General features: G+C 59.6%; 6 protein-coding genes and 4 tRNA genes. 8 read left to right on the forward strand and 2 right to left on the reverse strand.

Features of this window, described 5'->3' with window-relative positions:
• Positions 1 to 43: 43 nt before the first annotated feature.
• A complete protein-coding gene (locus ACYAR8_RS16970) occupies positions 44 to 1,066 on the reverse strand; it encodes an outer membrane protein assembly factor BamD (RefSeq protein ID WP_108118973.1) in 1,023 nt (340 codons plus the stop codon).
• 151 nt (positions 1,067 to 1,217) lie between these two features.
• Here ACYAR8_RS16970 and rluD point away from each other — a divergent pair, with 151 nt between their 5' ends.
• The 7 genes from rluD (at position 1,218) to ACYAR8_RS17005 (ending at position 6,435) form a co-directional block, all read left to right on the forward strand.
• The gene (rluD, locus tag ACYAR8_RS16975; protein WP_074890541.1) at positions 1,218 to 2,180 is read left to right on the forward strand and encodes a 23S rRNA pseudouridine(1911/1915/1917) synthase RluD; all 963 of its coding nucleotides are present in this window, start codon (positions 1,218 to 1,220) and stop codon (positions 2,178 to 2,180) included.
• Entirely contained in the window at positions 2,177 to 2,917 is a 741-nt protein-coding gene (pgeF, locus tag ACYAR8_RS16980) for a peptidoglycan editing factor PgeF (RefSeq protein ID WP_463580489.1), read from the forward strand. The genes rluD and pgeF overlap by 4 nt, the downstream gene beginning before the upstream one ends.
• Positions 2,918 to 3,095: 178 nt before the next feature.
• Positions 3,096 to 5,660, forward strand: a complete 2,565-nt coding sequence (clpB, locus tag ACYAR8_RS16985; RefSeq protein ID WP_074890543.1) for an ATP-dependent chaperone ClpB — start codon at positions 3,096 to 3,098, stop codon at positions 5,658 to 5,660.
• Between the two features lie 350 nt (positions 5,661 to 6,010).
• A tRNA-Asn gene (locus tag ACYAR8_RS16990) sits at positions 6,011 to 6,086 on the forward strand.
• A 20-nt stretch (positions 6,087 to 6,106) separates the two neighbouring features.
• Positions 6,107 to 6,183: transfer RNA gene (locus ACYAR8_RS16995), tRNA-Pro, on the forward strand.
• 6 nt (positions 6,184 to 6,189) lie between these two features.
• Positions 6,190 to 6,265, forward strand: a tRNA-Lys gene (locus tag ACYAR8_RS17000).
• 93 nt (positions 6,266 to 6,358) lie between these two features.
• A tRNA-Pro gene (locus tag ACYAR8_RS17005) sits at positions 6,359 to 6,435 on the forward strand.
• A 102-nt stretch (positions 6,436 to 6,537) separates the two neighbouring features.
• On the opposite strand, the gene pstS is transcribed toward ACYAR8_RS17005, so the two are convergent.
• The gene (gene pstS / locus ACYAR8_RS17010; RefSeq protein WP_463580490.1) at positions 6,538 to 7,572 is read right to left on the reverse strand and encodes a phosphate ABC transporter substrate-binding protein PstS; all 1,035 of its coding nucleotides are present in this window, start codon (positions 7,570 to 7,572) and stop codon (positions 6,538 to 6,540) included.
• Positions 7,573 to 7,783: 211 nt separating this feature from the next.
• On the opposite strand from pstS, the gene ACYAR8_RS17015 reads away from it, so the two are divergent.
• Positions 7,784 to 9,184, forward strand: a complete 1,401-nt coding sequence (locus ACYAR8_RS17015; RefSeq protein ID WP_463580491.1) for a diguanylate cyclase domain-containing protein — start codon at positions 7,784 to 7,786, stop codon at positions 9,182 to 9,184.
• Positions 9,185 to 9,971 lie beyond the last annotated feature (787 nt).

Below are 9,971 nucleotides of genomic sequence, written 5' to 3' on the forward strand. Positions count from 1 at the left end.
GCCCCGAAGGGCCTCTTTTAGCTGACATTTGGCGGGGACTGAATCAGTCGAACAGGCCAAAGGTCATGTAGCTGAAGATCGAGCGGCTTTTCGGCGTGCCGTCGTCGTCACTGTTTTTCTTCTCTTCGTCAGCCGACTGGTTCTCAGGCAACAGGTCGGCAGGGATGGCTTCCTTGGCGTCCTGATATTGCTTGATCACGTCCTGGTTGGCGCGGGTTTGTCCTGGCGGCAGCGGCGGACGGCTTTCGATCAGGCCCAGCGTCGCCTTGGACAGCCACGAGCGGTTGTCGGCTTCGGCCGTGCGCGCTTCGAACTTGCCGTCGACCAGTTGCGGGTGATCCGGGTAGTTGGTCTTCAGGACTTGCAGGCTGGTGTCAGCCAGGTCGTCCAGGTGCAGGCGCTGATAAGCCTCGACCATGACCGCCAGGCCGTCACCGACCGATGGGGTTTCCTGGAAGTTTTCGACCACGTAGCGACCACGGTTGGCCGCTGCCACGTAGGCCTGACGGGTCAGGTAGTAGTCGGCAACGTGAATCTCGTAGGCCGCCAGCAGGTTGCGCAGGTAAATCATGCGCTGCTTGGCGTCAGGGGCGTAGCGGCTGTTCGGGTAGCGGCTGGTCAGCTGGGCGAACTCGTTGTACGAATCGCGAGCGGCGCCCGGGTCACGCTTGGTCTGATCCAGTGGCAGGAAGCGGGCGATGATGCCGACGTCCTGGTCGAACGAGGTCAGGCCCTTGAGGTAGTAGGCGTAGTCGACGTTCGGGTGTTGCGGATGCAGCCGAATGAAACGCTCGGCCGCCGACTTGGCAGCTTCGGGCTCGCCATTCTTGTAGTTGGCGTAGATCAGCTCGAGTTGCGCCTGGTCAGCGTAGCGACCGAACGGATAACGCGACTCCAGCGCCTTGAGCTTCTCGGTGGCGCTGTTATAGCTGTTGTTGTCCAGATCGGCCTGCGCCTGCTGGTACAGCTCGACTTCACTGAGGTTTTCGTCGATGACTTCTTTCTTCGAAGAACAGGCAACAGTAAGTCCGAGGATGGCTATCAGCAGCAGGTGTTTCACTTGCATGGCGGCTTGCGTCCCTATAACGGCCTGCTGTCTTGCGCAGGACCGTCCTGTTATGATGGGCGCCCCGTGGAACCCCCGGGACAAAAGACGCCGTATTTAACCACAAGCGCACAGCCGAAACCAAAGGCCAGTGCCACCTCCTAGTTTGAGCATGTCTGAGATCATAGAACTCCGCGCAGAGGTGCCGTCCGAATTGGGCGGTCAACGCCTCGACCAAGTCGCCGCCCAACTATTCGCAGAGCACTCGCGCTCGCGCCTTTCCGCCTGGATCAAAGACGGCCGCCTGACTGTGGACGGAGGCGTTTTGCGCCCGCGTGACATCGTGCATGGCGGCGCCGTTCTGCTCCTCAAAGCCGAGCAGGAAGCCCAGGGCGAGTGGATCGCGCAGGACATCGAGCTCGACATCGTCTACGAAGACGACCAGATCCTGGTGATCAACAAGCCGTCCGGCCTGGTTGTGCATCCGGCAGCAGGTCACGCCGACGGCACCCTGCTCAATGCCTTGCTGCACCATGTGCCGGACATCATCAATGTCCCGCGTGCCGGCATCGTGCACCGTCTGGACAAAGACACCACCGGTCTGATGGTGGTCGCCAAGACCATTCAGGCGCAGACCCAGCTGGTCACCCAGCTGCAGAACCGCAGCGTCAGCCGCATCTATGAGTGCATCGTCATCGGCGTGGTGACTGCCGGCGGCAAGATCAACGCGCCGATCGGTCGTCACGGCCAGCAGCGTCAGCGCATGGCGGTCATGGAAGGCGGCAAGCCTGCGGTCAGCCATTACCGGGTTCTGGAGCGTTTCCGTTCGCACACCCACGTGCGGGTCAAGCTGGAAACCGGGCGTACCCACCAGATTCGGGTGCACATGGCCCACATCAACTTCCCGCTGGTCGGCGATCCTGCCTACGGCGGTCGCTTCCGGATTCCACCTGCGGCCAACGTCAACATGGTCGAATCGCTGAAACATTTCCCGCGTCAGGCGCTGCATGCGCGTTTCCTTGAACTGGATCATCCGACGACCGGTAAGCGAATGAGCTGGGAATCGCCGCTGCCGGACGACTTTGTCTGGCTGCTGACCCTGCTCAAGCAAGACCGCGAAGCGTTCATCGGATGACTGAGCGCGTGGCGGACTGGCTGACTCCCGACTGGCCTGCGCCGGCGGGTGTCAAAGCGTGCGTCACAACGCGGGCTGGCGGTGTCAGTGTGGCGCCGTTCGACAGCTTCAATCTGGGCGATCACGTTGACGACGATCCGGCAGCCGTTGCGCATAACCGTTCGGCACTGACCACGCGCCTGCGCATTCAGCCTGCGTGGCTGAAGCAGGTTCACGGTATTGATATCGTCGAGGCCGCGCCGGCAGAAGTGCTTCAGGCTGATGCCAGCTGGAGCAACACACCGGGCTTGGCCTGCACCATCATGACGGCCGATTGCTTGCCCGCACTGTTCTGCAATAAGTCGGGCACCCAGGTCGCCGCTGCCCATGCGGGCTGGCGCGGTCTGGCGGCGGGTGTGCTTGAGGCGACTGTGGACAGCTTTGCCGATCCGCCGTCCGACATTCTTGTCTGGCTCGGCCCTGCTATCGGGCCGCAGGCGTTCGAAGTCGGTCCCGAAGTGCGCGAAGCCTTTATGGACACGCACCCCGAGGCGATCCAGGCGTTTGTACCCAGTGCCAACGCCGGCAAATTCATGGCCGACATCTACCAGTTGGCGCGCACTCGTCTGGCATCCTACGGCGTGACGGCGGTGTACGGCGGAGGCCTTTCGACCTACAACGATGAGCGCTTCTTCTCCTATCGTCGTGGCGCACGTACAGGACGGTTTGCTTCGCTTGTCTGGATCGAAGCCCGATAGCCTCAGTTGCGCTTCTGCACTAATTCGTCCCGAATCCCTTCCTTCAAGCTAATGTTGATCCACGTCAACCCGTCAGCGCTTGAATCCTGCCTAATCGTCCGCATCTTAGAACCATCTGGCAGGTTTTCTTTATTAGGTGTGTTCATTGCTCCGGCCTGCCCATATAGGAAGGTGACGAATGCGTATTGACCGTTTAACCAGCAAATTACAACTCGCTCTATCAGATTCCCAATCACTGGCGGTGGGCCTTGACCACCCGGCCATTGAGCCCGCGCACTTGATGCAGGCACTGCTTGAGCAGCAGGGCGGTTCGATCAAGCCTCTGCTGCTGCAGGTGGGCTTCGACATCAACAGCCTGCGCACCGCGCTGACCAAAGAGCTCGACCAGCTGCCGAAGATCCAGAACCCCACCGGCGACGTGAACATGTCCCAGGATCTGGCGCGCCTGTTGAATCAGGCCGATCGTCTGGCTCAGCAGAAGGGTGATCAGTTCATCTCCAGCGAGCTGGTGCTGCTCGCAGCCATGGACGAAAACAGCAAACTCGGCAAGCTGCTGCTGGGTCAGGGCGTCAGCAAGAAAGCGCTGGAAAACGCCATCAGCAACCTGCGTGGCGGCGATGCCGTCAACGACCCGAACGCCGAAGAGTCCCGCCAGGCGCTGGACAAGTACACCGTTGACCTGACCAAGCGCGCCGAGGAAGGCAAGCTTGACCCGGTGATTGGCCGCGACGACGAGATCCGTCGGACCATTCAGGTGCTGCAGCGCCGGACCAAGAACAACCCGGTGCTGATCGGTGAGCCTGGCGTGGGTAAAACCGCCATCGCCGAGGGCCTTGCCCAGCGCATCATCAACGGCGAAGTGCCGGATGGCCTGCGCGGCAAGCGTCTGCTGTCCCTGGACATGGGCGCGCTGATCGCGGGTGCCAAATTCCGTGGCGAGTTCGAAGAACGGCTGAAAGGCCTGCTCAATGAACTGTCGAAGCAGGAGGGGCAGATCATCCTGTTCATCGACGAGCTGCACACCATGGTCGGTGCCGGCAAGGCCGAAGGCTCGATGGACGCCGGCAACATGCTCAAGCCGGCGCTGGCCCGAGGCGAGCTGCATTGCGTGGGCGCCACGACGCTCAACGAGTACCGCCAATATATAGAGAAGGACGCCGCTCTCGAGCGTCGCTTCCAGAAAGTGCTGGTGGATGAGCCGAGCGAAGAAGACACCATCGCCATTCTGCGCGGCTTGAAAGAGCGCTATGAGGTTCACCACAAGGTGGCGATTACTGACGGTGCGATCATCGCGGCCGCCAAGCTCAGCCACCGGTACATCACCGATCGGCAACTCCCGGACAAAGCGATCGACCTGATCGACGAAGCGGCCAGCCGCATCCGCATGGAGATCGACTCGAAGCCGGAAGTACTCGACCGCCTTGAACGTCGCCTGATCCAGCTGAAGGTAGAAGCGCAGGCGCTGAAGAAAGAAGACGACGAGGCCGCAATCAAGCGCCTGGAAAAACTCCAGGAAGAAATTCAGCGCCTTGAGCGGGAATATGCCGACCTCGAAGAAATCTGGACGTCCGAAAAAGCGGAAGTGACCGGCTCTGCGCAGATTCAGCAGAAGATCGAGCAGTCGCGCCAAGAGCTGGAAGCCGCGCGGCGTAAGGGCGACCTCAATCGCATGGCTGAATTGCAGTACGGGGTCATTCCCGATCTGGAACGCAGCCTGCAGATGGTCGATCAGCACGGTAAGCCGGAAAACCAGTTGCTGCGCAGCAAGGTGACCGAGGAAGAAATTGCCGAAGTCGTGTCCAAATGGACCGGCATTCCGGTGTCGAAGATGCTTGAAGGCGAGCGTGACAAGCTGCTGAAGATGGAAGAGCTGCTGCACCAGCGCGTGATCGGCCAGAACGAAGCGGTCGTCGCGGTGGCCAATGCTGTGCGCCGGTCGCGTGCCGGGCTGTCGGACCCTAATCGTCCGAGCGGCTCGTTCATGTTCCTCGGCCCAACCGGTGTGGGTAAGACCGAGCTGTGCAAGGCGCTGGCGGAATTCCTGTTCGACACCGAAGAGGCCATGGTGCGGATCGACATGTCCGAGTTCATGGAGAAACATTCCGTGGCTCGACTGATCGGCGCACCACCGGGGTATGTCGGGTACGAAGAAGGCGGTTATCTGACCGAAGCGGTTCGCCGCAAGCCTTACTCGGTCATCCTGCTGGACGAAGTCGAGAAAGCGCACCCGGACGTCTTCAACGTCTTGCTGCAAGTGCTTGAGGACGGGCGTCTGACCGACAGCCACGGGCGTACGGTTGATTTCCGTAACACCGTGATCGTCATGACCTCCAACCTGGGCTCGGCTCGCATCCAGGAGCTGGTGGGCGATCGGGAAGGGCAGCGCGCGGCGGTCATGGACGCGCTCACTACGCACTTCCGTCCGGAGTTCATCAACCGGGTGGACGAAGTGGTGATCTTCGAACCGCTGGCCCGCGATCAGATCGCAGGCATCACCGAGATCCAGCTGGGCCGTCTGCGCCAGCGTCTGGCGGAGCGCGATCTGGGTCTGGAGCTTTCCAGCGAGGCGATGGACAAGCTGATCGCCGTCGGCTACGACCCTGTGTACGGCGCACGGCCGCTTAAACGAGCGATCCAGCGCTGGATCGAAAACCCGCTGGCTCAGTTGATCCTGTCGGGTGGCTTCATGCCAGGCACCAGCATCAGAGGCACGGTGCAGGACGACGAGATCGTCTTCGGCTGATCCCGCGCTTCTGTATGGAGGCGCAAAGGGCTCTCCAGGTGAGGGCCCTTTTTTATGCGCGGCGATTTATTCACTGAACCGCAGGATTTTCGGGGGGTTAAGGGTGATCCGCAAAAAATTCGCAAATCATTGTCTTGAAAGCAATTTAGAGGGTTGACAGGTGTTTCTGGAAATGTAGAATAGCGCGCCTCAGAGACGTGAACGCAGCGATGCAAACAGGTCGAAGAGGCTGAAAATGCGGTAGGTTCAGTGAGGTAAGTGCCAGATTCATCTGGTGAAGATTTACTGAATTTGTTGTATTGAAGCGCGTCAAACGCTGCATCTGAAATTGATAGATTTGAAAAGATCGTTCCGTGATAGCTCAGTCGGTAGAGCAAATGACTGTTAATCATTGGGTCCCAGGTTCGAGTCCTGGTCACGGAGCCAATTTCAAGAGGTAGTACCGTCGGGGTATAGCGCAGTCCGGTAGCGCGCCTGCTTTGGGAGCAGGATGTCAGGAGTTCGAATCCCCTTACCCCGACCATTATTTGGGTCGTTAGCTCAGTTGGTAGAGCAGTTGGCTTTTAACCAATTGGTCGTAGGTTCGAATCCCACACGACCCACCATTTTTGACCTGGCTTCATCGGGTTGGATCTTAGGGAGTGACGCCATTCGCGTCACCCGCTCTGGAAACGCCTTAGGGTTTTTTCATGTTTCACCGGGGTATAGCGCAGTCCGGTAGCGCGCCTGCTTTGGGAGCAGGATGTCAGGAGTTCGAATCCCCTTACCCCGACCATTTTCGCCTCAGCTGTATCCGGGCAGAAAATACCGCCGAAGCGCCACTCGCGCTGAAGCTACAAAAAAGCGTCCTTCGGGACGCTTTTTTCGTTTCTGGCATTTACTGAACCTTGGCAGTGTTCGCCCAGTATGCCTCGATCTGATTCTTCAGGTCATCCGGGATCGGGGCGAAATCCAGCGAGCGTGCGTGTTCCTGCCCGCTCTCCAGCGTCCAGCGAAAGAAATCCTGAACGGTCTTCTGCCGGTCCGCGTCTTTGGGCTGCTTGTACATCACGATGAACGTCGCGGCGGTAATCGGGTAAGCGTTTTCCCCCGGCGCGTCTAGCATCGACAGGTCAAAATCCTTCGCGCTCTTCCAGTCTGCCGTAGCGGCTGCCGCCTGAAAGCTCTCAGTGCTCGGCGTGACGAACGTGCCGGCAGCGTTCTGCAACAGCCCATAATTTAACTTCTGCTGTTTGACGTAGGCGTACTCGACGTAGCCGATCGAGTTCGGCACCTGCTTCACGTACGTCGCCACGCCTTCGCTGCCTTTGCTGCCCATGCCCACCGGCCACTTGACCGAAGACCCAGCGCCGAGCTGACTCTTCCATTGCGGGCTGACCTTCGCCAGATAACTGACCCAATTGAACGTAGTGCCGGAATCATCCGAGCGATACGCGACGCTGATTTTCGCGTCAGGCAATGTCACGCCCGGGTTCAGGGCGGCGAGGGCCGGATCATTCCATTTGCTGATCTTGCCCAGGTAGATGTCGGCCAGCACCGGGCCCGTGAATTTCAGGGTGCCCGGTTTGACCGAGGCGACATTGATGACAGGAACAATGCCGCCGATCACCGAAGGGAACTGCTGGAGGCCGAACGTTTGAATGTCTGCCGAGCTCATCGGGCGGTCAGTCGCGCCGAAATCCACGGCACCTTCCTTAATCAACGCAATGCCTGCGCCAGAGCCGATGTACTGGTAGTTAACCTTGATCTGGGTCTTCTGGTTGTAGTCGGTGGCCCACTTGTACAGCACCGGATAAATGAACGTGGAGCCGGCGCCGGTAACCTCGGACGCTGCGCCTGCCGTGGCGATCATGGATAGATTGAGCGCGATGCCAAGGCCTGCGGCCAGCATCAGTCGGGAGAGCTGCAACATGGATGACTTCCTGTTATCGAGCGGCATCGGGTGAGATGCGCTGATGGGATCACAGCAAGCAGCACATTTTTATGACAAGGGGTGACAGATTCTCTTCATCGGCAGGTTGATCAATCGCGGCGGCCAGCTCGGTTATTTACACGTCGCTTCGGGTGCGGATTCAATAGGGCCGGTATAGACTTCAGGCAGTCTTCCAAGGATCGGCCGTTATATGAAGTCGGCAACTCCCTCATTCGAGCAACAGCGACTTGAAGCGCTGCATCTTCTCGAAGTACTCGACACGCCACCCGAGATCGCGCTGGACCGGATCACGCGTCTGGTTGCGCAAGTGCTGAACGTGCCGATCGCGCTGATATCGCTGGTGGATCAGGACCGCCAGTGGTTCAAGTCCCGCGTGGGGCTTGAAGCGGTCGAGCTGCCCCGGGAGGTCGCGTTCTGTGCCCACGCCATTCTTGAAGCCACCGAGCTTGTGGTGCCCGATGCCATCGAAGACGCGCGGTTCCGCGACAATCAGTTGGTCACCGGCGATCCCCATGTCCGCTTTTATGCTGGCGTGCCGATACGCACCAGCGCCGGCTTTGCAGTAGGCACGCTTTGCGCCATCGATGCGCGTCCCAGAACTCTCACCCCTGACGAGCTCGGCATCCTTCACGATTTGGCCGAAATCGTCAGCCGTGAAATGCAGTTGCGGGAAAACCTGATGCTGGCGCGGTTTCAGAAGAGTCGCTCCGAAGCGATGTTCCAGGCCAGCGAGGCAGGCTATCGCTCGATGTTCGAGCTGGCCTCGGTGGGCATTGCACTGGTCGCGCCGGACGGTGGCTGGATCAGCGTCAACGCCGCACTGTGTGACATCCTCGGCTACGCGTCTGAAGAGCTGAGAGATCTGACGTTTCAGGACATCACTCACCCCGACGATCTGGACAGTGATCTTGAGATGCTGCATCAGCTGAGTGTTGGTCAAATCAACAGCTACCAGATGGAAAAGCGTTACCTACGCAAAAGCGGCTGCGCTGTCTGGGTCAATCTAAGCGTCACGAAGAAGCTCTCGGAGGCGGGCGGGCTGGAATATTTCATCTCGATCATTCAGAACATTCAAGCGCGCAAAGAGCTTGAGCAGGAGGCCCGGCATGATTCGCTGACCGGCCTGCACAATCGTCGCGCGCTGGATGCGCTGTTGCCCATCGCTCAGGCCCGGGCTGACCGCTCCAGATTGCAAATGGCGTTGATGTTCATTGACTTGGATGGGTTCAAAGCCATCAACGACAGTTATGGGCACGATGCCGGTGATGATCTGCTGCGCGCTATTTCCACACGTTTACAGAACTGCATTCGAAGGACCGACAGCCTGGTTCGGCTGGCCGGTGATGAATTCATCGTGATTCTGGAAGGCATCACGCCGGGCGTGGAAGAAGCCCGCGAGGTGGCTCATAAACTCCTCGCCGCGATCGCACAGCCCCTCACGATCAAGGACGATGTCATTCGCAGCAACGCCAGCATCGGCTTTTCCATGTACGAACCCGGCTCGGGCAAGGCCCCTGACGAACTCATGCGCGAAGCCGACCGCTGGATGTATAAAGCCAAGCATCTGGGTAAAGGCAGGGTAATGCCGTAGCGGGCTGTGGTTCAGCGCGGTGACTCAAGCAAAGCGCCTACGCCTCGAAACCAGACGCATATCCCGCAGCACCACCGCCTTTGTAGGAGCGCGCTTGCCCGCGAAGACTGGGGTACAGCCGATATAGATGCGTCGGGTGTACCAACGCTTTCGCGGGCAAGCGCGCTCCTACGCCTTCGGCAGAAGCAGGGCGGGGTAGGCCTGAACTCTGGTGTTTGATTATGGCCTGATGGCGTAGGAGCGCGGCTTGTCCCGCGATCTGCCGGGAACCGGCAGTCAACCAGACGGCACTGTTCCATCGGGTACACAGCATTGGCCAGTTTGCTGCCGCTACGCGCCAGATCGCGGGACAAGCCTCGTTCCTACCGAACTTGCATGCGCCGGACATCCAGCGCCTGGCACAGATCATTGTAGGAGCGCGCTTGCCCGCGAAGGCTTACGTACATTCGATAGAGATGCGTCGGGTGTACCAAAGCGTTCGCGGGCAAGCGCGCTCCTACGCCTTCGGCAGAAGCGGGGCGGGGTATGCCTGAACTCTGGTGTTTTGTCTGGCCGCAGGGTTTAGGAGCGCGGCTTGTCCTGCGATCTGCCGGGAACCAGAGTCAACTAGACGGCACTGTTCCATCAGGCACACCGCATTGGCCAATTTGCTGCCGCTAGGCGCCAGATCGCGAGACAAGCCTCGCTCCTACCGAACTTGCATGCGCCGGACATCCAGCGCCTGGCACAGATCATTGAAGGAGCGCGCTTGCCCGCGAAGGCTTACGTACATTCGATAGAGATGCGT

The organism is Pseudomonas sp. HP_01 (assembly GCF_055284355.1).

What these genes read in the sequence shown, in the direction of transcription:
- ACYAR8_RS16970 (WP_108118973.1), bottom strand. Translation starts at nt 1,066, where the DNA reads ATGCAAGTGAAACACCTGCTGCTGATAGCCATCCTCGGACTTACTGTT.
- rluD (WP_074890541.1), top strand. Translation starts at nt 1,218, where the DNA reads ATGTCTGAGATCATAGAACTCCGCGCAGAGGTGCCGTCCGAATTGGGC.
- pgeF (WP_463580489.1), top strand. Translation starts at nt 2,177, where the DNA reads ATGACTGAGCGCGTGGCGGACTGGCTGACTCCCGACTGGCCTGCGCCG.
- clpB (WP_074890543.1), top strand. Translation starts at nt 3,096, where the DNA reads ATGCGTATTGACCGTTTAACCAGCAAATTACAACTCGCTCTATCAGAT.
- pstS (WP_463580490.1), bottom strand. Translation starts at nt 7,572, where the DNA reads ATGTTGCAGCTCTCCCGACTGATGCTGGCCGCAGGCCTTGGCATCGCG.
- ACYAR8_RS17015 (WP_463580491.1), top strand. Translation starts at nt 7,784, where the DNA reads ATGAAGTCGGCAACTCCCTCATTCGAGCAACAGCGACTTGAAGCGCTG.